Source organism: Streptomyces sp. NPDC001889, assembly GCF_053594535.1.
Map to the genome: position 1 here is coordinate 273,830 of NZ_JBSFER010000002.1, position 26,626 is coordinate 300,455.

Annotated in this window: 17 protein-coding genes; 11 read left to right on the plus strand and 6 right to left on the minus strand. The window is 74.2% G+C overall.

Translation table 11 applies throughout. The annotated features are described in order from the left end of the window. Positions 1–353: 353 nt before the first annotated feature. From ACWCRA_RS02980 to ACWCRA_RS03010, 7 genes are all read left to right on the plus strand, one after another. Positions 354–7,595: an amino acid adenylation domain-containing protein gene (locus ACWCRA_RS02980; RefSeq protein WP_451066718.1), complete on the plus strand. Its 7,242-nt coding sequence runs from the start codon at positions 354–356 to the stop codon at positions 7,593–7,595. Then, positions 7,592–9,361: a thioester reductase domain-containing protein gene (locus ACWCRA_RS02985; RefSeq protein WP_451066719.1), complete on the plus strand. Its 1,770-nt coding sequence runs from the start codon at positions 7,592–7,594 to the stop codon at positions 9,359–9,361. The genes ACWCRA_RS02980 and ACWCRA_RS02985 overlap by 4 nt, the downstream gene beginning before the upstream one ends. Further along, positions 9,358–11,109 carry a fatty acyl-AMP ligase gene (locus ACWCRA_RS02990; RefSeq protein WP_451066720.1) on the plus strand — a complete coding sequence of 584 codons (1,752 nt, stop codon included), beginning with the start codon at positions 9,358–9,360 and terminating at the stop codon, positions 11,107–11,109. The genes ACWCRA_RS02985 and ACWCRA_RS02990 overlap by 4 nt, the downstream gene beginning before the upstream one ends. A 197-nt stretch (positions 11,110–11,306) precedes the next feature. After that, the gene (locus tag ACWCRA_RS02995; protein ID WP_351552993.1) at positions 11,307–12,995 is read left to right on the plus strand and encodes an acyl-CoA dehydrogenase family protein; all 1,689 of its coding nucleotides are present in this window, start codon (positions 11,307–11,309) and stop codon (positions 12,993–12,995) included. Then, entirely contained in the window at positions 12,992–14,740 is a 1,749-nt protein-coding gene (locus ACWCRA_RS03000; RefSeq protein WP_451066721.1) for an acyl-CoA dehydrogenase family protein, read from the plus strand. Before ACWCRA_RS02995 ends, ACWCRA_RS03000 begins: the two co-directional genes overlap by 4 nt. Before the next feature lie 57 nt (positions 14,741–14,797). Then, complete coding sequence (locus ACWCRA_RS03005) at positions 14,798–15,124, plus strand: acyl carrier protein (RefSeq protein ID WP_451066722.1); 327 nt, start codon at positions 14,798–14,800, stop codon at positions 15,122–15,124. 34 nt (positions 15,125–15,158) lie between these two features. Beyond that, a complete protein-coding gene (locus ACWCRA_RS03010) occupies positions 15,159–16,409 on the plus strand; it encodes a cytochrome P450 family protein (RefSeq protein WP_451066723.1) in 1,251 nt (416 codons plus the stop codon). 14 nt (positions 16,410–16,423) lie between these two features. Here ACWCRA_RS03010 and ACWCRA_RS03015 read toward each other — a convergent pair whose 3' ends face one another. Both ACWCRA_RS03015 and ACWCRA_RS03020 read right to left on the minus strand, forming a co-directional pair. Next, positions 16,424–16,972 carry an NADPH-dependent FMN reductase gene (locus tag ACWCRA_RS03015; RefSeq protein WP_351552981.1) on the minus strand — a complete coding sequence of 183 codons (549 nt, stop codon included), beginning with the start codon at positions 16,970–16,972 and terminating at the stop codon, positions 16,424–16,426. A 109-nt stretch (positions 16,973–17,081) separates the two neighbouring features. Continuing rightward, positions 17,082–17,921 (minus strand): MerR family transcriptional regulator, encoded by an 840-nt coding sequence (locus ACWCRA_RS03020; protein ID WP_351552978.1) that lies wholly within the window; start codon positions 17,919–17,921, stop codon positions 17,082–17,084. A gap of 359 nt (positions 17,922–18,280) precedes the next feature. On the opposite strand from ACWCRA_RS03020, the gene ACWCRA_RS03025 reads away from it, so the two are divergent. Together ACWCRA_RS03025 and ACWCRA_RS03030 are read left to right on the plus strand one after the other, a co-directional pair. Then, complete coding sequence (locus ACWCRA_RS03025) at positions 18,281–18,922, plus strand: nucleotidyltransferase domain-containing protein (RefSeq protein ID WP_351552975.1); 642 nt, start codon at positions 18,281–18,283, stop codon at positions 18,920–18,922. A gap of 70 nt (positions 18,923–18,992) precedes the next feature. Continuing rightward, complete coding sequence (locus ACWCRA_RS03030; RefSeq protein WP_451066770.1) at positions 18,993–19,166, plus strand: hypothetical protein; 174 nt, start codon at positions 18,993–18,995, stop codon at positions 19,164–19,166. Positions 19,167–19,214: 48 nt separating this feature from the next. Here the strand turns inward: ACWCRA_RS03030 and ACWCRA_RS03035 are convergent, their stop codons facing one another. Next, on the minus strand, positions 19,215–20,147 hold the full coding sequence (locus tag ACWCRA_RS03035) for an NAD-dependent epimerase/dehydratase family protein (RefSeq protein WP_451066724.1): 933 nt from the start codon (positions 20,145–20,147) through the stop codon (positions 19,215–19,217). A gap of 147 nt (positions 20,148–20,294) precedes the next feature. Next, positions 20,295–21,257, minus strand: a complete 963-nt coding sequence (locus ACWCRA_RS03040) for an alpha/beta fold hydrolase (protein ID WP_451066725.1) — start codon at positions 21,255–21,257, stop codon at positions 20,295–20,297. 200 nt (positions 21,258–21,457) lie between these two features. On the opposite strand from ACWCRA_RS03040, the gene ACWCRA_RS03045 reads away from it, so the two are divergent. After that, positions 21,458–22,405, plus strand: coding sequence for a helix-turn-helix transcriptional regulator (locus ACWCRA_RS03045; RefSeq protein WP_451066726.1), 948 nt, complete (start codon positions 21,458–21,460; stop codon positions 22,403–22,405). A gap of 289 nt (positions 22,406–22,694) precedes the next feature. Here the strand turns inward: ACWCRA_RS03045 and ACWCRA_RS03050 are convergent, their stop codons facing one another. Further along, entirely contained in the window at positions 22,695–23,276 is a 582-nt protein-coding gene (locus ACWCRA_RS03050) for a TetR/AcrR family transcriptional regulator (protein WP_351552964.1), read from the minus strand. Between the two features lie 91 nt (positions 23,277–23,367). Between ACWCRA_RS03050 and ACWCRA_RS03055 the strand changes: the two genes are divergently transcribed. Continuing rightward, on the plus strand, positions 23,368–23,814 hold the full coding sequence (locus ACWCRA_RS03055; RefSeq protein ID WP_451066727.1) for an anthrone oxygenase family protein: 447 nt from the start codon (positions 23,368–23,370) through the stop codon (positions 23,812–23,814). Positions 23,815–24,269: 455 nt separating this feature from the next. Here the strand turns inward: ACWCRA_RS03055 and ACWCRA_RS03060 are convergent, their stop codons facing one another. Then, positions 24,270–26,294 carry an ABC transporter ATP-binding protein gene (locus ACWCRA_RS03060; protein WP_451066728.1) on the minus strand — a complete coding sequence of 675 codons (2,025 nt, stop codon included), beginning with the start codon at positions 26,292–26,294 and terminating at the stop codon, positions 24,270–24,272. Positions 26,295–26,626 lie beyond the last annotated feature (332 nt).

Consider the following 26,626-nt stretch of genomic DNA (forward strand, 5'->3'; position numbering starts at 1 on the left):
GGCCCCGGTCCGCGCGATCCGTGCCGCACACCGGCGGCGGGACCGAGGGCCGTCCGACGGCGGCGGGGCGGCCATGTCATCGCGGCGTGATGCACCCGCGCGCGGAACGGCGCAGCTCACCGGAGCGACGCTCGACAGGCCACGACATGGGCCGATGCCCTTTCGGCTGCGCAAGGTAGGGATCAAGCCCCATCGCGCGGCTTCGCCGCCAGATTGCCGTCATCCCCTTGAGGTGTACTACACGCATCTATTAGGAAGGATCACGTCCGGTCGGGTGACAGAGCCGTCGACCCGGTGCACCAACGCCATGGCAGCAGCGCGAATGTTCCGCCCCCGGGGGAGTGATCAAGCAAATGCCCAGCAGTGCCGATCCGACATGCCTGGAATTGACCGCCGCCCAGCTCGGTGTGTGGACCGCCCAGCACCTCGACCCCGGCAGCCCCCGCTACAACTGCGGCAGCTACCTGGAGCTCCCCGGCGGCATCGACCCGGAGCTGATGCGCCGGGCGGTGCGCCGGGCGGTCGACGAGGCCGAGGCACTGCGCGTACGGTTCCACGACCGTGACGGCCCCGGCGGCGCCACCCCGGTCCAGACGGTCCACCCCACCCCCGCCGACCCCCTGGAGCTCCTCGACACCACCACCGCCGCCGACCCGATGGCCGCGGCCGAGGCCTGGATGCGCGCGGACCAGTCGGAGGCCGCGTCGCTCACCGACGGGCCCCTGGCGCGCCACGTCCTCATCACGGTCGCCCCCGGCACCCGTCTGCTCTATCTCCGCTACCACCACATCGTCATGGACGGCTACGGCCAGACGCTCCATCTGCGCAGAATCGCCGAGATCTGCACCGCGCTCGCCGCCGGCACGGAGATCCCGCCGCCGCGCGCCCGGCCCCTGCGGGAGACCGTCGCCGAGGCCGCCGCGTACGAGAACTCGGCCGCGCACACCCGGGACCGGGACTTCTGGCTCGGCCGGTTCGCCGAACGGCCCGAGCCCGTGAGCCTGGGCGGGCAGCGGACCCACGCCGCCCGCAGTCTGCTGCGGCACGCCACCGACCTCGGCGAACCGGACCTCGCGCTGCTCCGGGAGGCCGCCCACCGGCTGAGCGCCCGGCCCTCGGCGCTGCTGATCGCCGCGGTCGCCGCCTACCAGTGCCGGGTCACCGGCCGCGCGGAGACCTTACTGAACCTGCCGGTCACCGCCCGGCAGACCCCGGCGGCACGCGCCACGCCCGCCATGCTCGCCAACGAACTGCCCGTGCGGTTCACCGCCGCACCCGGTACCTCCTTCGCCGACCTCGTCGCCCGGACGGCGGGGACCCTGGGACGGCTCCTCACCCACCAGCGGTACCGAGGCGAGGAACTCCGCCGCGACCTCGGCATGTCCGGCAGCGCCGAGCGGCTCGCGGGCACCACCGTCAACGTGGTCACCTTCGACACCGGCCTCTCCTTCGCCGGAGCGCCGAGCACCGCGCACCACCTCTCCTCCGGACCGGTCCACGACCTCCAGCTGGACTTCTTCACCGACGCCCGCACCAGCCGGGTCCGGCTGGTCGCCGACGCCGACCCCGCCCGGTACGCGCCCGGGGCCCTCGCCGGCCACACCCGGCGCCTGCTGACCCTGCTGCGCCACGCGCTGCGCGACCCCGGGGTGCCGGTGGACCGGCTCGACCTCATGGACGGCGCCGAACGCGACGCCGTACTGAGCGCCGGCCGGGGCCCCGCCACCGCGTACGCCACGGCGGAGCTGTCCCTCCACGCACTGGTGGAGCGGCAGGCCGCCCGCACCCCCGACGCCACGGCCGTGAGTGCCGCCGGCGCCACCCTGACCTACCGGGAGCTGACCGGCCGGGCCCGGCGGCTCGCCGGCCATCTGCGCGAACGCGGAGCGGGCCCCGGCACGGTCGTCGGCGTCCACGAGGAGCGCTCCGCCGACCTGGTCGTGGACCTGCTCGCCGTACTGATGTCCGGCGCCGCCTATCTGCCTCTCGACCCGGGGCTGCCCGCCGCCCGGATCGCGTTCCAGATCGAGGACGCCGCCGTGCGCACCGTGCTCAGCAGCGCGGATCTCGCCACCCGGCCGCGCCCCGCGGAGTGGCCCGGCACCGAGGTCGTCCCCGTGGACAAGGTGCTGCCCGCACTGCCCGAGTCCGGGCCGCCGGCCGACGTCGCCGGCCCCGGCGACACGGCGTACGTCCTCTACACCTCCGGCTCCACCGGCGCACCCAAGGGTGTCGCGGTGCCGCACCGGGGCGTGGTCAACCGGCTGCTGTGGATGCAGGACGAGTTCCGCATCGGCCCCGGTGACCGGGTCCTCCAGAAGACGCCGTACACCTTCGACGTATCGGTGTGGGAGTTCTTCTGGCCGCTGCTCACCGGCGCGGCCCTGCACCTCGCCGCGCCGGGGGAGCACCGGGACCCGCGCGCCCTGGCCGAGACGGTGCGGCGCGAGTCCATCACCACCCTGCACTTCGTCCCGCCGATGCTCGATCTCTTCCTGGCGGAGCCCGCGGCGGCGCGGCTGCCGTCCCTGCGGCGGGTGCTGTGCAGCGGTGAGGCCCTCGGCCCGGCCACCGTCCGGCAGTTCTTCACGGTGTACGGCGGACCGGACGGCCCGGGCCTGCACAACCTCTACGGACCCACCGAGGCGTCCATCGACGTCACCCACTGGCCGTGCGCGCCGGGGAACGACGCCGGCCCGGTCCCGATCGGCCGGGCCGTCGCCAACACCGCCCTGTACGTGCTCGACGCGGGCGGCGAGCCGGTGCCCTTCGGTGTCGTGGGCGAACTCCACATCGGCGGGGTCCAACTCGCCTCCGGCTATCTCAACCGCCCCGACGAGACCGCGCTCCGCTTCATCCGCCACCCCCTCCTCGGCCGCCTCTACCGGACCGGGGACCTGGCCGCGCTGCGGCCCGACGGGGTCGCCGAGTACCACGGCCGGATCGATCAGCAGCTCAAGATACGCGGACAGCGCGTCGAGCCCGGCGAGGTCGAGGCGGCGCTCCTCGCCCTGCCCCACGTCGCCCAGGCCGTGGTGACCGCGCCCCGGTCACCCGGCGGGGAGCGGCAGCTGCTGGCCCATGTGGTGCCGGCGCCGGCGGCCCCCGGCGGCGCCGTCTCCGAGGCCGCGCTGCTCGCCGAGGTCCGTGAGCGACTGCCCGCGCCCCTCGTCCCCTCGCGGATCGTCGTCCTCGGCGAGCTGCCGGCGCTGCCCAGCGGCAAGGTGGACCGCGCCGCCCTGCCGCCGCCCGACAACGATGCCCGGCCCGCCGCCGGGGAACCGGCCGACGAGGCCGAGCGCCTGGTCCTGGAGGCATGGCGGGAGGTCCTGGGCCGCGACGCCGTGGACCTGGACCGCTCGTTCTTCACGCTCGGCGGGGACTCCATCCTCAGCATCCGGATGCGGACCGCCCTGGAGCGGCGCGGGCTCACCTTCCCGGTCGCCGACCTCTTCGAGGCGCCCACGGTCCGGGCCCTCGCCCGGCGCACCCGCCCCACGGCCCCGGCGGCCGGCCGGGCCGGGCCGTTCTCGCTGCTCGACCCCGCCGACCGGGCCGCGCTGCCCGCCGGCCTCACCGACGCGTATCCGCTGGGCAGTATGCAGACCGCGATGCTCCTGCACGGCGGATACGAGGACGGGAGTTCGGTCTACCGGGTCGTCACCAGCGTCCGGATCGGTCTGCCGTTCGACGAGGCCGTGCTGCGGCGGGCCCTGGACGCCACCGTCCGCCGCCACCCCGCCCTGCGCACCTCCTTCCACCCGACCGGCTTCAGCGAACCCCTCCAACTCGTCCACGACGAGGTCGCCGTCGGAGTGGAGGTGGACCGCGCGCTGTACGGAGCGGGGTCCGAGGCCAGGGACGAGGGCCTGCGCGCCTGGGCCGACCGCGTCAAGCGCCGCGCGTTCGACCTCGCGTCGGCCCCGCTGCTGGCCTTCACCGCCCATCCGCTCGGAGCGGAGTCGTTCCAGCTGGGCGTGGTGGAGCACCACGCGGTGCTCGACGGATTCAGCGACGCCGCGATGCTCGACGAGATCGCCGCCCGCTACCGGGCCGGCAGCGCCGGAGAGGACCTCTGGCTGCCGGAGCTGCCGTCCACCTACCGCGCGTTCGTGGCCGCCGAGCGAGCGGCGGCGGGGGACGCCGGGCACCGCGCCTTCTGGGAGGCGGAGCTGGCCGGCGCCGAAGCCACCCCGCTGCCCCGCACCGGTGCCACCGGGGAGCCCGGCACGGCCTGCCACCGCCGCTACGACGTCCCCGTCGGCGCCGGCACCGCGGCCCGCCTCGCGGACGCGGCCCGTGCCGCGGGGCTGCCGCTGAAGTCCGTGCTGGCCGCCGCCCACGCCGCCGTTCTGCACAGCCTCGCGCCCGGCACCGATGTCGTCACCGGAACGGTGGCCCACGGCCGTCTCGACGAGGACGGCGGCGACGAGGTGATCGGCGTCTTCGTCAACACCCTCCCGCTGCGGGTCTCCGTGCGGGGGACCTCCTGGCGGGAACTCGCCCGGCAGATCCACGGCCATGAGCGCCGCACCGCGCCGCACCGCCGCTACCCCTACGCCCGGGTCCTGCGCGACCACCCCGCCGCCGCCCCGGACGCGTATGTCAACTTCATGGACTTCCACCGGCAGTGGGGAGCCGGCACGGCGGTACTCGACGGCTTCGGCATCGCGGACACCGACTTCCCACTGGCCGTCAACTTCCTCGTCGACCCCGTCGGCGGCCGGCTCGGACTGTGGCTCGACTGCGACACCGCCGTACTCGACCCCGCGTTCTGCGACCGGCTCACCGGCTACTACGCCCGGGCGCTGCTCGCGTTCGCCGCCGACCCCGCGGCGGCGGCGGACGGCTGCGACCTGCGCGACGAGACCGAACGCGCGCTGCTGAGCCGGTGGAACGAGACGACCCCGGTCCAGGGCACCGCGGTCCACGCGCACCGGGCGTTCGCGGATCAGGCCGCCGCGACGCCGGGCGCCGTCGCCGTGCTGGACCGGGGCACCACCCTCGACTACGCCGCCCTCGACGCCCGGGCCAACCGGCTCGCCCGCCATCTGCGCGCGCGGGGCGCGACCGTGGGCGCCCGCGTCGGTGTCAGTGTGCGGCGCGGCGCCGATCTCGTGGTCGCGCTGCTCGCGGTGATCAGGACCGGCGCCGCCTATGTCCCGATGGACCCGGACTTCCCCGCCGAGCGCCTCCGCCACATCGCCGGGGACGCCGGACTGGACTGTGTGCTCGCCGGGCCGGGGGCCGAGATCCCGGACCTCGGGGACCGGCCCGTCGTACGCCTCCAGGACGAGGCCGGGCCGATCGCCGCCCGCTCACCCGCACCCTTCGACTGCCCGGCGGGACCCGGCGATCCGGTCTATGTGATCTACACCTCCGGCTCCACCGGCCATCCCAAGGGAACGGTGCTGCTCCACCGCAACCTCACCAACTTCTTCGCCGGGATGGACCGGCTGATCGGCACCGGTCCCGGTGCCACCGTCCTCGCCCTCACCAGCGTGTCCTTCGACATCTCGATCCTCGAACTGCTCTGGCCCCTGACCCGTGGCGCCGCTGTCGCCATCGGCGGCGAGCGCGTCATCGACCGGCTGGTGCCCGACCCGGACGGGGACCCCGGCGAGGACTCCTTCACCGGTCTGTGCGAGCGCCACCGGCCCGCACTGGTCCAGGCGACCCCGTCCTTCCTCTCCGCCGTCGCCGCCGAGCCCGAGGCCCTGCGGTCGCTGAGGTCCGTGCGCACCCTGATGGCCGGTGGCGAGGCCTTCCCCTCCGGGCTGGCCCAGCGGCTGCTCACCGCGCTGCCGGATACCCGTGTCCTCAATGGATACGGCCCCACGGAGGCCACCATCTACTCCGTGGTCCATGAACTCGACCGGGACCGGGACCCCGGCGCCGCCGTGCCGATCGGCCGGCCCGTCGCCAACGCCGTCCTGCGCGTCTGCGCGCCGGACGGCGGCGAGCTGCCCATCGGGGCCGAGGGGGAGCTGTGGATCGGCGGCGACGGCGTCGCCGAGGGGTATCTGGGCCGCCCCGAGCTGACCGCCGAGCGGTTCGTCACCGCTGCCGACGACGGGCTGCGCCACTACCGCACCGGCGACCGGGTGCGCCGCCGCGCCGACGGGGAGCTGGACTTCCTCGGCCGCATCGACCGCCAGGTCAAGATCCGCGGCCACCGGGTCGAGCCCGACGAGGTGGAGAGCGTGCTCTCCACCCACCCCGGGGTCGCCACCGCCGCCGTGGTCGCCGTGGACCGGGCGGGCGGACAGACCGAACTCGTCGCCTATGTCGCACCCGCCGCCGCGCACGCCACCGACGACGCGCACCTGGCCCATCTCGACCACTGGCGCGAGGTCTGGGAGGACACCTACGGCGCACCGGAGCCCGCGGACCGCCCCGCACCCCCCACGGACCTCCCCGCCGCCGGCACTGACTCCGCCGCCACCGACACCGCCGGCTCCGGGGACTTCGCCGGCTGGCTCAGCAGCTACACCGGCGCCCCGATCCCCGAGGACGAGATGCGGGAGTGGCTCACCGGCACCCTCGACCGGGTGGCCGCGCTGAACGCCCGCCGGATCGTCGATGTCGGCGTCGGCGTCGGCCTCTTTCTGCGGGAGCTGGCCCCGGGCGCCGACTCCTACCTGGGCCTGGACGTCTCCGGGGCCGCCCTGCGCGCCGCGGCCCGCGCGCTCTGCGGGTCCGGCCCGCTCCCCGGCCATGTCACCCTGCGCCAGGGCGACGCCCTCGCCCTGGCCGACCTGCCCTCCGGCAGCGCCGACCTGGTGCTGTTCAACTCCGTGGTCCAGTACTTCCCCGGCCCCGGCTATCTCCGCCGGGCCCTGGCCGAGGCGATCCGGGTCGCCGGCCCCTCGGGGGCCGTGTTCATCGGCGACGTACGGGATCTGACCCTGCTCGACGCCTTCCACGCCGATGTGCAGCTGCGCCGCTCACCGCCGCTGACCCCGGCCCGCGCCGTCGCATCGGCCGCCTCCCGCGCCCTCGCCGACGAACGCGAACTCTGCCTCGCCCCCGGCTTCTTCCACGAGCTGAGCACGGTGGCGGAGCACCCCGTCACCGTACGGATCGACCTCAAGCGCGGCCACGGCGACAACGAACTCACCCGTTTCCGCCGGGACGTCACCCTGCTGGGCCCCGGCCGCGCCACCGACCCGCCCCCGGCGGGCGGGACCGGCACCGTCGGCTGGCGCGAGGCCGTGACCGCGTCCGACGGCACCGGAACCGGCGCGCTGGACGCCCTGCTCGCCCGCACCCCCGCCGATCGCGCCCTCACCCTGACCGGGGTCCCCGACGAGCGGCTCGCCCGCCCGCTGGCGGCGCTGGCCCTGCTCCGCGGCGAACCGCCCGCGCAGACCACGGCCTGGGAACTGGAGCGCGCCGTCTGGGACGCCGGCGGCCCCGGCGCCGTGCACCCCGAGGCCGCCGCGCGCCTCGGGGAGCGGCACGGCCGCACCGTACGGCTGGTACCCGCCCGGTCCGGGCGGCCCGGCGAGTTCGACGCCGTCATCGGACCGGCCCGGACTCCCGCGTCCACCGGTCCGGCAGCCCACCAGGACCCCGAGGAGCAACGACGGTGAACGCGCCCTCCCTCCCCTCCCAGCCCTCCGCGCCGACCGCCAACGACCCGCTGTCCGCCGCCGCCTGGGCCCGGTTCCGGGCCGACATCAGGGCCCACACGGCCGCCCGGCTCCCCGACGCGATGGTCCCCGCGCGCTTCGTGGTCCTCCCCGAACTGCCGAAGCTCCCCAATGGCAAGATCGACCGGGGGCGCCTCGCCCGGGGCCCCGCCGAGGCCACCCCGGACAGCGCCCACCTCCCGCCCGAGACACCCGAGGAACTCCGTCTCACCGCCCTGTGGGCCGACGTCCTGGACGCACCCCGGGTCGGTGTGCGCGACAACTTCTTCGAACTGGGCGGGGACTCCCTCGCGGCGGCGCAGATGGCCGCCCGGCTGCGGGCCGACACCGGCGCCCGCGTCAATCTGCGGCGGTTCTTCGAGAACCCGACGGTGGAACACCTCATCGCCCTGCTCGGCGGCGGCGGGCGCACCCCGGACACCGTCCGCCGCCACCCGCGCAGCGTCCCCGCGGCCGACCTCGCCGCCGACGCGGAACTCCCCGCCGACATCGCGCCGGAGCCCGGCGCGGCCCCGCCCTCCGGCGGACCGTACCGCAGCGTCCTCCTCACCGGGGGCACCGGCTACACCGGGGCCTTTCTGCTCCGCGCGCTGCTGGACCGCTCCGACGCCCATCTCCACGTCCTGGTCCGGGCCGACCGCCCCTCGGCGGCCATCGCCCGGGTGCGCGCGGCCATGGAGCGGTACGGAGTGTGGCGCGCCGGCGACGAGCGGCGGCTCACCGGCGTACCCGGCGACCTGGCCCGCCCCCACCTCGGACTCGACCGGAACACCCATCAGCGGCTCGCCCGCGACATCGAGATGATCGTCCACAACGGGGCCTGGTCCAGCTACGCCCTGCCCTACCGGCGCCTCAAGCCGGTGAATGTGCTGGGCACCCGGGAGGTCCTCGCGCTCGCCGCCCGGCACCGCGTCAAACCGGTCCACTACACCTCCTCCCTCGCCGTCTATCCGGGGCACCCCGGCCGGCACCACTGGGCCGAGGACGCGGCCACCGCGCCCGAGGGAGTGGTCGGCGGCTACCGGCAGACCAAGTGGGTCGGCGACCGGATGATGGCCGAGGCCCATCGGCGCGGCATCCCCACATGCGTCTACCGCCCGGGCCAGGTCAGCGGCGCGCAGTCCACCGGGGCCTGCTCGACCGACACCTTCCTCAACGCCACACTGAAGGGCTGTGTCCAGCTGGGCGCCGCCCTGGAGTTCGACGTCACCCTGGAGCTGACCCCGGTCGACTTCTTCGCCGACGCCCTGGCCCATGTGGCACTCGGCGGGCGGTGGCACGGAACGGCCTTCAACGTCCCGGCCGCCCGCACCCTCAGCTGGCACCGGCTCGTCGAACTGCTCGGGGAGTGCGGCTATCCGCTGCGCCTGCTCCCGTACCGCGACTGGTACCGCGAGCTGTCCGGCGCCGTCGAGCGCGGCGAGGAGAACGAACTCGCCCGCTTCCTCCCGCTGTTCGGCGAGGAGGCGCCCTCCGAGGACCTCGGCTACCGGGGCAGCGAGCCCGAGTTCGCCACCACGAACCTGAGGGCCGCGCTGACGGGCTCCGGCATCTCCTGCGGGCCGCCCGACCGCGAGCTGATCGACCGCTTCCTCACCCACTTCGCCGCCACCGGGTATCTGCCCCCGCCGCGAGGCGCCGTCCCCCCGGGCACCGCCCCGCGCGCGACCCCTCCGAGCACCGCCCCGCGAAGGACCACCCCATGACCGGCTCTCTGCTCCGTGACCCCACCGCCCTGCGTCTGCTCCGCCGCCACGCGGCCGAGCGCCCCGGTCAGGACGCCGTGACCTTCGTCCACGACCACGACAGCGCCGCCGGGGAACAGACCCTCGGCTACGCCGCGCTCGACGCCGAGGCGGCCCGGGTCGCCTCCTGGCTCCAGGAGCACTGCGCCCCCGGCGACCGGGTGCTGCTGCACCCCCCGGGGCTCCCGTTCGTCACCGCGTTCCTCGGCTGCCTCTACGCCGGGGTGGTCGCCGTCCCCTCGCCCATGCCCGGTCACTTCGCCCACCAGCAGCGCCGGACCACGGGCATGGCGGCCGACGCGGGAGCCCGGATCGCGCTCACCGACACCGGTCAGCTCCCCGAGGTCCAGCGGTGGATCACCGAACAGGGCCTCGGACTGCGGGCCGAGGCCAGCGACGCCCCCGGCTTCGGTGACGCCGCCGCCTGGCGGGAGCCGCCCGTGGACGCGCGGGACCTGGTCCTCCTCCAGTACACATCGGGCTCCACCGGGGACCCCAAAGGGGTGATGATCGGCCACGGCAATCTGCTGCACAACGCCGACAGCCTGCGCCGTTCCCTGGGCCTCGATGAGCACACCCGGTTCGGCGGCTGGATTCCGCTCTACCACGACATGGGTCTGATGGGGCAGTTGCTGCCCGCGCTGTTCCTGGGCAGCACCTGTGTGCTGATGTCGCCGATGGCCTTCCTCAAACGCCCCCACCAGTGGCTCTCGATGATCGACCGCCATGGGCTCGGCTACTCGGCCGCGCCGAACTTCGCCTACGAGCTCTGTGTGCGCAAGGTGACCGCCGAGCGGGCCGCCGCGCTCGACCTGTCGCGCTGGCGCTTCGCGGCCAACGGCTCGGAGCCCATCCAGGCGTCCACCCTGCGCGGCTTCGCCGAGCACTTCGCCGTCTCCGGCTTCCGGCCCGAGGCACTGGCACCCTGCTACGGGATGGCGGAGGCGACCGTCTTCATCTCCGGCCGCGCCGGACGGCCCCCGGTCGTCCGGCGCGTCGACCCCGGCGCGCTGGAGAAGGACGAACTCCGGCCCGCCGCGCCCGGCGGCCCCGTACGCGAACTCGTCGGTTGCGCCGACGCCCCCGACTTCGACGTGCGCGTGGTCGACCCGGCCACCTCGCGGGAGCTGCCCGACGGCACCACCGGCGAGATCTGGGTGCGCGGGGAGAGCGTCGGCGCGGGGTACTGGGGACGCGCGGAGGCGTCCGCCGAGACCTTCGCCGCCCGCACCGCCCGGGGAGAGGGGCCCTATCTGCGCACCGGCGACCTCGGCGCCCGGTACGACGGCGAACTCTTCGTCACCGGACGGATCAAGGACCTCCTGATCATCCACGGGCGCAATCTCCACCCCCACGACCTGGAGCACGAGCTGCGGCTGCGCCACCCCGCGCTCGCCACCCTCGCCGGAGCGGTCTTCAGCGTTCCCGCCCCGCACGAGGAGATCGTGGTCCTGCACGAGATCCGGGGCCGGCTCACCCCCGAGGAGCTGACCGAGACCGTCCGGGGCATGCGCCGCACCGTGCTGCGGGAGTTCGGCGTCCACGCCGCCGGAGTGCTGCTGATGCGGCCCGGCACCATCCACCGGACCTCCAGCGGCAAGGTGCGGCGCTCCCGGATGCGCCGGCTCTTCCTCGACGGAGCCCTCGCCCCGGTCCACCAGGAGCTCGATCCGGTGCTCGCCGCCCCGGCCCTCCGGGAACGCCCGTGACGGCCCCCGCCACACCCGCGGACCCCGCTCCGGCCACGCCCGCCGGCCCCGCTCCGGCCACGCCCGCGGACCCCGCTCCGACCGTGCCCGCCGGCCCCGCTCCGGCCACGCCCGCGGACCCCGCTCCGGCGCCGGGGCCGGGGTCCGGAGCCGGGAGTGCGCCGGCCCTCCCCGCGACCCCCGCCCGCTGGCCGGCGATGGCCGGCGCCCTCCCGCTTCCCACGGCCCTGGAATCCGCCATCGCCGCCCGCTTCGCCGAGGACGGCGCCGAGGCGCCCCTCGCACCGGCTCGCTCGGCCCGCCTCGACGAGCGGGAGGAGTTCCCGGACCTGGAGTGCGCCCTCCTCGACGCCCTCCGGGTCCCGCGCGCCTATGTGCCGCCGGAACTCGGCGGCGCCGGGGGCGGTCTGCCCGAGCTGGTGGAAACCCTGCGCACCGTCGCCCGCCACGATCTGACCTCGGCCGTCGCCCACGGCAAGACCTTCCTCGGCGCCGCGCCCGTATGGCTGTCCGGCGGCCCCGCACAGGCCGGCGGCCTCGCACGCGCGGTCCTCGCCGGCGCGGTCGTCTGCTGGGGGCTGACCGAACCCGGCCGGGGCAGCGACCTCCTCGCCGGTGAGCTGACCGCCACCGCCACCGACCGGGGCACCTGGCTCCTCGACGGCGTGAAGTGGCCCGTCAACAACGCCACCCGCAGCCGGTTCTGCACCGTGCTCGCCCGCACCGATCCCCGGGGAGGCCCCCGGGGCTTCACCCTCTTCCTCGTCGACAAGGACACCCTGGGCCCCGGACACCACCGCCACCTGCCCAAGGAACCCACCCACGGCATCCGGGGCGCCGACATCAGCGGCATCGCCCTCCACCGGGCCGAGGTCGGCGCCGACACCGTCGTCGGCGCGGCCGGCGAGGGCGCCGAGACCGTGCTCCGCGCCCTTCAGCTCACCCGTACGGTCTGCTGCTCGCTCTCGGTCGGCGCCGGCGAGCACGCCCTGCGCCTCGCCCTCGACTTCGCCCGGAACCGGGCCCTGTACGGCACCTCGCTGCTGCGGCTGCCCCACGCCCGGAACACCCTGGCCACCGCCGCGGCCACCCTCTGCCTCGCCGAAGCCGCCACCACGGTCGCCGCCCGCTGCGCCCACGCCCTGCCCGGCGAGCAGAGTGTGGTGTCGGCGCTCGCCAAGGCCGCCGTGCCCGAGCTGGCCCAGTCGGTGATCGACGACTGCGCCGAAGTCCTGGGCGCCCGGGGCTTCCTCACCGGGCTCCACGCCCACGGCATGTTCCAGAAGCTGGAGCGCGACCACCGGATCGTCTCCATCTTCGACGGCAGCACGGCCGTCAACCGCAACGCCCTGATCAACCAGTTCCCCGTCCTCGTCCGCGCCCAGCGGACCGGGCGCCACGACGCGGCGGGACTCGCCGCCGCCACCGACCCCCGGGCGGAACTGCCCGGCCTCGACCCCGCCCGGCTGCGCCTGATGAGCCGCACCGGGTGCAGCGTCGTCCAGGGACTGGCCGCCGCCACCACCCGGCTCGACGGCCGCCGCACCGCCCCGGAGCGGACCGTGGCCCTGGCCCGGCGGCTGCGGACGCTCACCGACGACACCACGGAGCGGATGGCCGCGGTACGCCCCTCGGCCCGGGAGCTGCCGGCCGGGGCGTTCGCGCTCGCCCGCGCGTACGAGACCTGTTTCGCGGGCGCCGCCGCCCTGCACCTGTGGCTCGCCGCCGACCCCGGCACCGAGGGCTCCCTCCGGCTGGAAGCCGCCCTGGCCCGCGCGGTGGACCTGCTCACCCCCGGCGGCGAGCCCGCGCCGGCCGGCCTGTACGAGGACCTGCTCGCCACCCTGGGCGCGACCGGCGCGGAAGAGGAGACCGGCACCCCGTGAGCACCGCCCCCCACCACCCCGCGGCCCCCGCGGACGGCGGCTCCGCCGTCGCCGGACTGGAGCGGCTCCTCGGCACCGCCGCCGACCCCGGCAACCCCACCGGCAGCCGCGCCGTCCTCGCCGCCGACGAGCGCCAGGAGCCGCTCGCCGCCGGGGAACAGCTGCTCGACCGGTACGGCCTGGCCGCCCATGTCGTCCCCGAGAGCCTCGGCGGCCGGCTCACCCGGCTCGACCAACTGATCGACGTGATGCGGACCGTCTACCGCCGCGACCCCGCCCTCGGCCTCGCCCGGGGCGCCGGCCCCTTCATGGCCGCCGTCAACGTCTGGACCGCCGGCCGCCCCGAACAGCGCGCCCATCTCGCCCGGGCCCTGCTGTCGGGCTCCACGGCCGCCTGCGCCTACCACGAACTCGCCCAGGGGAACGATCTCGGCCGCGCCGGAGTCACCGCGCTGCCCGCCCCGCCGCCGGACACCGCCCTGCTCCTCAACGGCCGCAAGGAGGTCATCGCCAATCTGCGGCGGGCCGACACCGTCGTCCTCTTCGCCCGCACCGGCCGGGCATCCGGCAGCCGCAGCCACTCCCAGCTCCTCCTCGACACCGCCGCCCTGCCCGTCGACCGCGTCCGGCACCTGGACCGCTTCCGCACCACGGGCATGCGCGGAGTCCCGCTCGGCGGGGTCGAGTTCACCGACTGCCCGGTCCCCGCCGACAGCGTCATCGGCGCCCCGGGCCTCGGCCTGGAGACCGCCCTGCGCTCCTTCCAGCTCACCCGGATCGCCCTGCCCGGCATGACGGCCGGGCTCCTGGACTCCGCGATCCGCACCGCCCTGCGCTGCGCCACCGGCCGCCCCCTCTACGGCAGGACAGCGGCCGATCTGCCGCTCTCCCGCACCCTGCTCGCCGAGTCCTTCGCCGATCTGCTGCTCGCCGACGCCTTCCTCACCGTCGCCGCCCGGGCCGCGCACACCGCGCCGGCCCGGACCGCCATCCCCTCCTCCGCCGTCAAGGCCCTGGTCCCGCGCATCCTCATGTCCGCGGTCCACCGGCTCTCACAGCTCATGGGGTCCCAGTTCTATCTGCGCACCGGAGAACACGCGCTCTTCCAGAAACTGCTCCGCGACGGACTGCCCTCGTCGTTCGGGCACGCCTCCCGCGCCTCCTGTCTGGCCGGGCTGCTGCCACAGCTCCCGCTCGTCGCCCGCCGCACCTGGACCAACCCCGGGGCCGAACCGCTCCCCGCCGCCACCTTCCGGCTCGCCGACCCCCTGCCGCCCCTGCGCTTCGACGCCCTCGCCGTCACCGCGTCCGGCCGCGACCCGCTCGCCCGCTCCCTCACCTCGGGCCCCGCGAGCCACGCCCCCGACGGCACACCGGAAGGGGACATCGGCGCCGCGGCCCGTTCCCGTACCGCCGAACTCGCCGCACTGGCGGCGGACTGCCGGGACCTGCGCCCCGAGCACCTCGCGCCCACCGCCCCCGCGCACGGCTTCGCCCTCGCCGAACGGTGGACGGGCATCCTCGCCGCCTCCGCCTGCATCGGCCTGTGGCACCACCACGACACGGGCGGGCCGCTCGCCGACCCCGTCTGGGTGCTCGCCGCCCTGCACCGGCTCGACGCCCACCAGGGACGCCACCGCGACCATCTGCCCCCGCACCTCACCGAGCCCCTCTACGCCGAACTCGTCCGCCGTGAGGCCGCGGGCCGCACCTTCGACCTCGGCTGCCACCCGACCGGCGCCTGAGACCGCACCGAACCGTCCCCACCCCGCCCCTCACCACGGCACCCACCGGAGGCCCCCATGCCCCAGCCCGACACCACCACCAGCGGCCCCGCCCAGGCACCCACCGCCGAGGAGCTGCGCGCCTGGCTCACCGAACGCGTCGCCGAGTACGCGCGGTACGACGGCGAGATCCGCCACGAGGTTCCGTTTGCCGAGTACGGGCTGGACTCCGTCTACGCCCTCGCCATGTGCGGCGACATCGAGGACCACCTCGGCATCGAGGCCGATCCGACCATCATGTGGGACCACCCGACCATCGTCTCTCTCGCCGACGCCCTGCTGGCCGCCCGCGCCGGCGACCCGCCCGCGCCCGCCGCCCCCGCGGCCCGCGACGACAGCAGGTGACACCACCCCGCCCGCCGAACGGAGCAGCTCAGGCATGGAACACCGGCCGGACCCCCGAGCCCACCTCTTCACCGCCGGCTTCGTCGCCGACCCGTACCCCGTCTACCGGACCCTGCGGGAGAGCGGCCCCGCCCACCGGGTCACCCTCCCCGGCGGGGTGGAGGCCTGGCTCGTCACCCGCTACGAGGACTGCCGGCGGATCTTCCTCGACAACACTTCCTTCTCCAAGGACATGGCCGCCGCCTGGACCGCGTACCGGGAGGAGAGGGTCCCCGTCACCGGTGACGTGGTCATCGGCATGGGGGACTCCATGCTCGTCTCCGACCAGCCCCGGCACACCCGGCTGCGCTCCCTGGTCTCCAAGGCGTTCGCCCCCCGGCGCGTCGAGTCCCTCGCGCCGGGGATCGCGCGCTCCACCGAACGGCTCCTCGCCGGTCTCACCGCCCGCGAGGGACCGCGCGCCGGGCGCGCCGACCTGACCACCGAGTTCGCCGCGCTGCTCCCCATGGAGGTGATCTGCGAACTCCTCGGTGTGCCCGCCGAGGAGGGCGACTGGCTGCGGCGCGCGACCGAGGCGGTCATGAGCAACGACCCGGGCAGCCGGGACACCGCCCTGCGGGCGTTCCAGGACTTCCACGCCTTCCTCGGCGACCACGTCCGGCGCAAACGGCGCACCGGCGGCACCGATCTGACCTGCGCCCTCATCGACGTCCGCGACGAGGGCGACCGGCTGACCGAGGACGAACTCGTGGCGATGCTCGGCGTCCTGCTCGCCGCCGGGCACGAGACCACCGTCAACCTTCTCGGCAGCAGTGTGCTCGCCCTGCTCCGCCACCCGGAACAACTGGCGGCGCTGCGCGCGGAGCCGGACGGGTGGCCCGGCGCCATCGAGGAGGTGCTGCGCTGGGAGGGCCCGATCCAGAACGCGATCTGGCGGTTCACCCGGGTCCCGGTCACGCTCGGGGACGTCACCATCCCGGCGGGCGAGGCGATCGCCCTGAGCGTCGCGTCGGCCGACCGGGACCCGGCGCGCTTCCCGGACGCCGAGTCCTTCGACAGCGCCCGGGGCGACCGGGGCCACCTCGCCTTCGGCCACGGCATCCACCACTGCGTGGGGGCGCCCCTGGCCAGGCTGGAGGCGAGGATCGCGGTACCGCTGGTCTTCGCCTCGCTGCCCGGGCTGCGGCTGGACGGGGAGCCGGTGTACCGGCCGTCCACGGTGTCGCGGGCGCTGGCCGCACTCCCCGTCGCCTTCGGTGACGGCTCCGGCCCCGTCACCGGCTGACCGGGCCGGAGCCGTCAGCCGACCGCGCTCTCCCGGGCCGCGCCCGCCGCCCGGGAGAGCGCGGACAGGCACGCCCGCAACTCCTCGCGGGTCGCCGGGTCGACCAGCCGGCCATCGGTGATCTTCGCGGCGGCCAGTCCGATGCGCAGATTCTCGGGGAGCACGGTGGTCTGCATCATCGTCAGGGTCTCCGCCAGCCAGGCCTGCGCCCGGTCGCCGCCCTGCATCGAGGTCGAGGCCGTCACCAGGACGACCGGCTTGCCCACCTGCTGCCCGCCGCCCACGAGCCACTCCAGCGCGTTCTTCAGCACACCCGAGGTGCCGCGCGCGTACTCCGGGCTCGCGATCAGCAGCCCGTCCGCCGCCGCGCACCGCTCACGCAGCTCCCGCACCTCGGGCGGCAGCTCCCGCCGCTCCACATCCTGGTTGAAGAAGGGCAGCTGTCCCAGATCCGGACCGATGTCCAGTCGCGCGGTCGGCGGGCACAGCTCCGCCGCCGCTCTGATCACAGCCCCGTTGAACGATCCGGCACGTAAACTTCCGCACAGAGCGAGGAACTTCATCACCGCACCGTATCGCAGGAGCCGATCATCGGTGTGGGGGACATGCGACCCGCCGGTGGCCTCGGTGCGACGGCGGGGCGGCGCCCGGGCCGGGGCCGCGCACGGGCGGTCAGCCGTCCGCGCGGTCGTCCTGGCCGATGAGCTGTGCCACGCGTTCCATACAGCGCATCCGGGCGGGCGAGAAGTCGTAGGGCATGGTGGAGACGGCCTCAACGGCGCTCATCCGTCTCTCCTCCTCCGCCGGGTCGGCCTCGTAGGTCTCGAAGAGCTCGTCGTCGCCGGCGTCCAGCCCGGCCGCCGTGATGGCCCGCAGGAGGGCCTGGTGGTGGGTGTACTGCTGTACGGCGAGGTCCTCGACGCGCGGGTCGTCGGGGTCCACGCCGTCGTCGAGGGCGGCCTCGGCCTCGTCGAGGCGGTCCTGCTCGGCCCGCAGCCCGGGGTGGGTGGCCAGCACGATGTACAGGCCGGCCTGTATCGCGGAGCCGAGCGGCCCGAAGATCCGCTCCGTGATCAGCAGGGCCTCCATGTCGGCGGCGCGCAGTGCGCCACGGGGCAGGTGGCCGAGCCGGTCCGTCACCGGCTCGGAGAGCAGCCCCAGCGGACTGCCCACGGCCCGCAGGCGCTCGACGGCCGCCCTCTGACGCTTGATGTCGCTCTCCCGGGCGGCCAGCGACTCCTCCAGCCGGCCCAGGGTCTCCTCGATGTTCCCGGAGTCGTCGAAGGCGGTCCGCATGTCGTCCAGGCTGATGCCCACCTCCGCCATCCTGCGAATCCACAGCAGGCGGACCATGTCGTCGTAGCCGTACCGGCGGCGGCCGTCCCCGCCCCGCTCGGGTTCCGGCAGCAGACCGATCTGGTGGTAGTGGCGGACAGCGCGCGGGGTGGTCCCGGCGAAGGCGGCAGCGGCGCCGATCCTGACCTGGCGGGGCGGTGTGATGAAGGGGTACATCGCGGAGGGGGCCTTTCGTGCGGTGGTGCCTCGACGACACCACATGCCGCTACGGCAGGTGCAACAGCGCACCGCCCCGATTCCACCATCCGCCGGGCTCCGGTCCGGCGCCGGACCCCGGTCAGCGGGACGGGGAGTCCGCGTCCCGCCGGAGGTGCTCCGCGTTCCTGTCCGGCAGCCGTCGTGTCCCCCGGGCCGGGAAGTGCCGCCCCGTCGGCGCGGGGGCAGTCCGCCGGGAGCCGGATGCGCCTCCGCGAGCCGCGCAGCGCCCGCCGCGCCCGTGCTCGGTCCACCGCCGTCGCCGGTGTTCCTCCTCGACCACGGCCGGGGGCCTTCGAGTCCGCTGATAGATTCCCGCGATGAGTGAGCAGCTCCCCGGCGGAGGCATCGAACTGTCCCCCGACGAGACCGAGGCCCTCCACCACCGGTGGTCATCCTGCTGGACCCCGGCCGAGGTCGCGCGGCGGCTGGCCGGGATCGGCACGCCCTGGTACGTGGCCGCGGGCTGGGCGCTGGATCTGTTCCGCGGCGAGCGGACGCGCGCTCATGGAGACATCGAGATCGCGATCCCGGCCGCGAGTTTCCCCGGGGTCCGCCGCCGCTTCCCCGGATACGTCTTCGACGCGGCGGGCGGCGGCCGGATCTGGGAGAACGCCGGAGCGGAGGCGCTGGCCGCCGTGCGTCAGACCTGGCTGCGTGATCCGGCCACCGGCGACTATCTGCTCGACGTGTTCCGCGAACCGCACGATGGTGACACCTGGATCTGCGGACGCGATGAGACGGTCCGGTTTCCCTACGGCGACATCATCCACCGCTCTCCGGACGGCATCCCCTATCTGATCCCCGAACTGGTACTGCTCTTCAAGGCCAAGCACACCCGCCCAAAGGATCAAGCCGACTTCGCCGCGACCGTCCCGCACCTGACCGCGGCCCAGCGCGCGACCCTGGCCGGGCTGCTCGCCCGCGTACACCCGGGACATCCCTGGCTCTCGGACCTGTAGCCGCGTTCCCGCCGGTCGCCCGCTGGTGGAAGAGTGTGGCGATGAACGGAACCGAGGGTGCGGCGTCCACGTGGATGCGCTGCTCCCGCGAAACCGGCTGCGCGCGTACGAGGACAGGTTCGGGCTCACAGCCGAACTCCCCGTCCCCGAGTGGGAGGGACACGATCCGCGGCAGTTGACGTCCAAGGAGTTCGAGGAGGTCTGGGACGCCGCGCGCCGGGAGATCACCGCCCGGCCGGGCTGACCTCACCGCCGTGCCCGGCAGCTCGGCGGGACGGCCGGGAGCGGCGTCTCACGACGCTGGTTCCACGGAAGTCGCCGAGGGCGGGCCGAGCCGAGCCGTCCGGTCACTCACGCCCGGACCGCCCTCGGCATCGCGCAGCAGCTGCCGGACTCCGCGAACGGGCCGGTAACCGAACGCGTTCGTCGCGGCAGTCGAGTCGTACACCCGGTCCAGGCGACCGGGCACCGGCCACCCCTGGTCGCGGAATGCCCGGACGACGTCCGGAACCCGTTCGGCGAGCACCGCGCCCGCGTCGCGGGACAGGGCACGGCAGTCCTCGCGCCGGAACGGGTGCGGCCCGGAGATGTTGAACCTGCCGGTGACGGTGGGGTGTGCCACGGCCAGGACCCCCGCCGCCGCCACGTCGGCGAGGTCGACCGCCCGGTGGAGCAGGTGGCGGGCTCGCACCGGCAGCGGCTCCGGAAAGCATCGCGCTATGCGCAGCGTGACCGAGGAGACGGCGCAGCCGGCGACCAGCTCCTCCGCGGCGAGTTTGGTCTCGTCGTAGATGTCCCGGGGGAGCGGTGTGAGCTGCTCGTCCACCCAGACAGCCCGGTCGGTGGGCTCCAGGGCGTGTCCGTACACACTCGTACTGCTGATGTAGAGAACCCGCCGGGCGCCGGTGCGGCCGGCGTCGTCGAGCAGGCCCGCGGTCGCGTCCACGTTCACGGCTCGGAACTCCTCATCGGCCAGGCGGCCGACATGGGGGGCGTGCAGCGCGGCGGCATGGACCAGGACATCGGCCGACCGCAACGCGGCCAGTCGCACGGGCCGGTCGCGCAGATCTCCGACGACGCTCGTCCAGCGGCCGGGAATCCGGTCCACGCCGCGCACCACCCAGCCGGCCGCGTCCAGTGCCTCGGCCAGGGCCGCTCCGACCCGGCCCGAACTCCCGGTAACCGTGACCAGCCCGGCGGGGGCTCTTCTCGTCGCTGAGTGCACGCGTCCGACTGTACGGCGTGGTACCGGCCTCCTGGGGTGGAACAGCGGAACGGGGGGCGAGGGCCCTGGATCAGAGCCCCTGACCCGAGCCCCCGCGCCCGGGACGGGCCGGATCGGGACCAACCGCGTCCACACCGGGCTGGAAGATCATCTACGGGACGGCCCTCGGACGGCGTCCTGCCGTTCCAGCCACTCCGTCATCAACCGGTTCGTCTCCTCCGGCTTCTCCTGCTGTATCCAGTGACCGCAGTCCAGACTCACCACTTCCACACGGGGCACGAACTCCGCCGGCCTCGCGGACCTCTGGACCGTGTCCCGGTCGCCATGGATCATGAGTGTGGGCTGCCGGATGATCGGGTCCACGTCCGCCAGCAAGTGCCAGTTGCGGTCCAGGTTCCGGTACCAGTTCACACTGCCCGTGAATCCGGTCGATTCGAAGGCGGAGACGAAAACGGCCAGTTCGCCGTCGCTCATGACGGGATCGCCGAGTGGCGTTTCCGCTCTGGCGAGATCGATCAGCGCCATGCCCGGCCGGGGCGCCCTGGGGGGCTCGTTCTTCCGGTACAGATTGCGGAGGAACCGGAAGGTGTTCTCTTCGAACACGGCGTCCGCGACGCCCGGCTGCCGATTGAAATGGACAAAGTAGAAGTCCCCGCCGAGTGCGTCTTCCATGACCTCGATCCAGGGCTTTGCTCCGCGCTCCTGGTAGGGCAGGCTCAGGTTGATCACTCTGTTGACACGGCTCGGATGCAGCAGGGTCATTCCCCAGACGACCATGGCACCCCAGTCATGACCGACGAAGGCGGCATCCTCGTACCCGTAGTGATCGAGAAGTGCGACGAGATCACCCGACAGGTGTTCAAGGTCGTAGTCCGTCACTTCGGCCGGACGGGATGAATTCCCGTAACCCCGCTGGTTCGGGACGATGACATGGTAACCGGCCGCGGCGAGGGCGGGCATCTGATAACGCCAGGAAAAGGCATGCTCCGGCCAGCCGTGACAGAGCACGATGGGTTTCCCCGCGTTCCGCCGGCCCGCCTCGAAGACTTCGAGTTCCACGCCGTTGACGGAAATGAGGGTGGACTTGGGGAAATCGGTTGGACTGAACACTGCGTTTTCTCCTTCTTCTCCGGGTGATCAGGCGGTGGGGGCTCCCGAAGGTGGCGCCCGCGCACCCCTGGTCGGCCGGTGCCCGATGCCCGGTGCCCGGTGCGCTCGTGGGCAGTGGGCATCGTCGGTGAGGCCGTGTCGCCATCGTGCCGTCCGAAACCGGTCACCCCATGACCGGTTTCCATGAGAGTTTTGCCGGTATGCGAACCGACCGGCTGGTGGCCGTCCTCCTCCTGCTGCAACGCCGCGAGCAGGTGACGGCGGCAGAGGTCGCCCGGGAGCTGGAGGTCTCCGAGCGCACCGCCCGCCGCGACCTCGACGCCCTGGCCATGGCGGGGGTGCCCGTGTACGCCACGCAGGGCCGGGGCGGCGGCTGGCGCCTCGTGGGCGGCGCCCGCACCGACTTGTCCGGGTTGACCGCGGGCGAGGCCCGCGCCCTGTTCCTGGTCGCCGGCTCGGCCTCGGCTGCGACGCCGGCCGTGAGAGCGGCCCTGCGCAAGCTCGTCCAGGCCCTGCCGGAGCCCTTCCGGGCGCAGGCCGAGGCGGCGGCCTCGTCGTTGGTCATGGACCCGCGACGGTGGGGGGCGAGTCGGATCGAGCAGCGGCCACCTCGCCTCCTCGGCGAACTCCAGGACGCGGTGATCCGGGGAGTCCAGGTGCGGCTCCGCTACGTCGACCGCGAAGGCGCCGAAACCGAGCGAACGGTCCACCCGCTGGGCATCGTCGCCAAGGGGGTGTCGTGGTACCTCGTCTCCGGCACCGAGGCGGGCCGGAGGAGCTTCCGGATCGACCGCGTGGTGTCCGCCGACCCGACCGGCGATCCCGTGCACCGGCCCGCGGACTTCGACCTCGCCGAGAGCTGGCGCGAGATCGCCGACGAGGTCGACCGCAAGCGGACGCCCCTGGAGATCCAGGCAGTATGCGTGCCGCACGGGGTGGACCTGCTCCGGATGGCACTCGGCGCTCGGCTCCAGGTGGGAGGCTCCGCGGCCGACGGCCGCATCGAGGTCGTGATCCGGGGCCCCAACGCGTACATACTCGCCGGCGAGCTCGCCGGGCTCGTCGAATGGGTCGAGGTGACCGGCCCTCCGGATGTGCGAGACCACCTGGCTTCGATCGGCAACGCGCTCGTCGAGCGATACGGCTGAGACCGTCCCGTGGTGCCGGAGCCCGGAGCCCGGAGCCCGGAGGCGGCCTCGCGGGCAGGGGTGTCCCGGGCCCGGCCCGGGAGGCCGTCCCGCACGGCACGGCTCGGGCCGGCGCCCACCGGTTGGCTGACTCCGGGAGCGCCTCGCCGCAGGGCCGGCGCGCATGCCCGGGGTGCGGGGCGGCGATCCGTGGCCGCGCCGCGTGCGCGCGCGTGGCCGGAGGCGATGCCGCGCGCACGCGGCGGAGGGGTCCGGGTGCCCCGGCCGTCCGTCCGTCGCGGTTTCTGTGTCAGACCACCACGGCGAGCCGTTCCACCAGCAGTTCCACCCTCCGTTCGGTGTCCTCCGGCGGCAGCCGTCCGGCCCGGGTCAGAGTGGCCAGCCCGTGCAGGGCGGCCCAGAAGGTCTCGGTGAGCAGTCCCGCCTCGACGCCGTTCCCGGTGACCTCGCCGAGGCACTCCAGCAGCGCGGCGAAAGCGTCCTTGAGGGGTTCCGGAGTGGACTCCTGTGCGTACGGGAGGCCGCCGTCGAGCTGGAAGACGGCGTCGTAGACCGCCGGGTTGCGGGCGGCGAAGCCGAGGTAGGCGCGGGCGAGCGCGTACACCCGCTCGCGCGGGCCGTCCTCGGCGGCGGTCGCCGCCCGCACCGCCCCGGCCAGCTCGGCGGCGCCTTCCAGGGCGACGGCGCCGATGATCTCCCGTTTGCCGCGGAAGTGGCTGTAGAGGACGGGCTGGCTGTACTCGATGCGCTCGGCGAGCCGACGGGTGGTGACCGCGTCCCAGCCCTGCTGCTCGGCGAGCGCGCGAGCCGTCGCCACGATGAGGCGTTCGCGCTCCGCCCGTTCGCGTTCCTTGCGTTCCTGTACCGGCATACGGAAATCCTAGCACCGCTAGACAAGCGAGCGTCGACAGAGTTAGCGTTGCCTTGAAATCTAGCGACGCTAGATCCTGGGAGGGGTCGTCATGCTCAACGCCCTTGAGGTCTTCACCGCCGTGGCCGTCGGCGTGATGGTGGGGGTGGAGTTCTCCGTTCTCTTCGTCATGGCCCCGATCCTCAGGGCGCTCCCCGGCGACAGCGGACAGCTCGGCCACGCGCACGGCGGCCGGATTCTCGGCGCGGTGATGCCGTTCTGGTACATCGGCTCGCTCGTCCTCGTCGCGGTCCGGGCCCTCGCCGGATGGCACCACCAGGGCACCGCCCTCGTCGTCACCGCCGGCGGGCTGCTGATCCTCAGCGTGGTCATGTCGCTGCTGCTGCTCGTACCGATCAACAACCGGAACAGGACCTGGACCCCGGAGAACCGGCCCGAGGACTGGAAGGAGCAGTTGGACCGCTGGTCCCGCTACCACTGTGTCCGCGTCGCCGTCATCTTCGCCGCCTTCGTCCTGCTGGTCGCCGCCCTCGTCTGACACCCGGGAGCCGCCACCGCGCGTGCCCGGCGGCGAACGGTCCTCGGTCCCGGCCGGCGGCAGCCGTACACGCGATTCCCGCTGGGAACGCGACCGCCGCGATCCCGATGGGCCGCCCGGTTGCCGCACCAGCCCTCGGACGGGGCGACCGCGCGAACGGGCCGGGTGCGGGCGGGAGCCGCCCGCGAGGAGTGACCGGGGGAGCGCGCCGCTGGCCGTAGGGCCGGCGAAGGCGAGCCGGGGGCCGGGGGACGAGGTCCCCAGGTTGCCCGGTGCGGCACGCCGGCCGCGCCGGAAAGGGGGTGCCCGCGCACAGCACGGGCACGGTGGGCGCGGACTCGGCCCGTGACCGTGCCGCCGGCCCGTACCCTCGGCGAGGAGTCGCCACGCCGGGCGTCACCGGAGGACCTCTCACCGGAGGGCACCCGCAGGCAGAGGGCACCCGTTCTCCGGGCTCACGCCTCCTCCGCGCTGGTCGGTGTGCTCCGGTACCCGGCGGCCTGGAGGGCGAACATCTGGGCGTACTCGCCCTGTCTGTCCATGAGTTGCTGATGTGAACCGGACTCGACGATCCTCCCGCCGTCGAAGACGATGATCTTGTCGCATTCCACGACGGACGCCAGACGGTGCGAGATGAGGACGGTGATCTGGCCGGGACGGCGGGCGCCGCGAAGGACCGCCCGGTACACGGCGTGCTCGGCACGTGGGTCCATGCTCGCCGTCGGCTCGTCCAGCAGGAGGACGGGCGCGCTCTTGTAGAGCCCGCGGGCGACCGCGATCTTGGCCCACTGCCCCGCCGAGAGCTCCTGCCCGCCCGCGAACCGCTTGGACAGCAGCGACTCCCAGGTTGCCGGGAGACCCGCGATGACGGTGTCGGCTCCGGAGGCCACGGCAGCCGCGTGCGCTTCCTCGGGCACGGACTCGGTCAGCGACCCCCGTGAGACGGTGATGTTGGCCAGTGCGGTGAACGGGTAGTGCACCGGGTCCTGCAACACCATCGCGACGCGCTGCTGGAGCGAGACCGGGTCGAGGGTCCGTGCGTCGGCGCCGTTCCAGGACACGGTTCCGGCGGATGGGTCGTACAGACCGGCGATCAGCCTGGAGCACGTGGACTTACCGCTGCCGTTGACGCCGACGAACGCCACGGTCTCCCCGGCCCTGAGCGTGAGGCTGATCCCGTCGAGCGCGGGGGAGGCCTTGTCCGGGTAGGTGAAGGAAACGTCGTCCAGGCGGATCTCCCGCACCGAATCCGGGGCCGGTGCGCCGCCCGCGCGAGGCAGCAGGCCGCGGCAGCGCGCCTGCACCTCCAGCAGATCCGACACCCACAGCGCGTGCTCGTACACCATGTGAGCCAAGTTGACGAAGGTGGTGAGGGAGCGGTGGCTGGACTGGATCGCCAGGACGGCTCCGGCGCCGACAGCGAGGGGTATCCAGCCGCCGATCAGCATCGCGCACAGCGCCGCGTAGGTGATGCCGGTACCCACACCGCCGGCCGCGCGCCCGGCGATATGGATGCGGGCGGCGCGGACACCGAGCCGGGTGTCCTCGGCGGCGATGTTCTCGGTGAGCCGCCGGTGCTCCGCGAGCAGGGCGCCCTGAGTGGTGTTGGAGCGGATCTCGGCGGCGGAGTCCTGATCGAGGAGAATCCAGCTGAAGGTGCGCACCCGCCGCTGGAGCGCGTTCCACCGCATGTACGAGTGGAAGCGCTCCTTCGCCGCGCGGACGGCGGCGGCGCCGACCGGCAGCACGGACAGCGGCAGCATGAGAATCAGTACCGGGTGGAGCACGGTGAGAACGGCCGCGGTGGCGACGAGGTCGAGGAGAGCGGCGGCCAGGGCGACGATCTGGCCGACGACCTGCCGTGCGTAGTACAGGCCCCGGTCGGAGGCCCGGTGGATGTCGTCGTGCCAGTTCGCGTCGTCGACCGCTTCGAGCCGTACATGCGCGACGAGCCGGTAGAACTCCACTTCCAAGGATGTGCGGATCTTCGGGGTGAGACGGGCCTCGGCGGTGGACACCGCGGTCTCCAGCACGGCCCGCAGCGACAGCAGCACCACGACCAGGGCCAGTTCGGGCAGGGCGGAGCGGATCTTGTCCGGTGTCGGCCCGGACGCGAACAGGGTGTGGAGGACAGCGACCGAGGCGACCAGACCGAAGGCGTTCATCGCGGCGGACAACAGCTGGAGGACGACGACCGCGACGGTGCCCCGCTGGTCCGCCCGCCACGCCAGCGCCCCGACCTGCCGCACGATGCGCGGGAGCTTCGCCAGGATCTCCCGCACGCTCGCCTTCGCCGACGCCCCGTCGTGCACCGCCCAGTACGCGGTCTCCATCCCGTCGGTGATGTCACCGCCGTCGGCGGGCCCGACGGACACCCGCGCCGGGGGGAGGCCCAGCCCGGCCACCGACCGGGGCGGCGGGACACGCCCTCCGCCGGTCCCGGCGGCCCCGCTCCGGGCCCCGTTCCGCGCCTGGTTCATCCGCGTGTCCCCGGCGCCGGCTGCGGGCTGAGGATTCCGGAGCGTCCTCCGACGGGCGGGGCCGGGGGGCGGATCGTCGGCGTCATCGGTGTTCCCCTTGTCTGTTCGGCGTCGGACGCGCGGGAGGATCATCGGTCCGGTGGCCATGGATCGGGCGGATGGCGGAGCGATCTCCGCTGTGACCTGTTGTGGTACCCGGGACAACGATCCGGACCGCCCTTTCGAACACACGTCTTTCGGCCGGGCCGGGAACCGCATGAACAAGCGATTCTCCGAGGCTGTACTGGCCACCGACCCGTGCCGGAGCCCGGGTGGTGCTCGACGCCGTGATG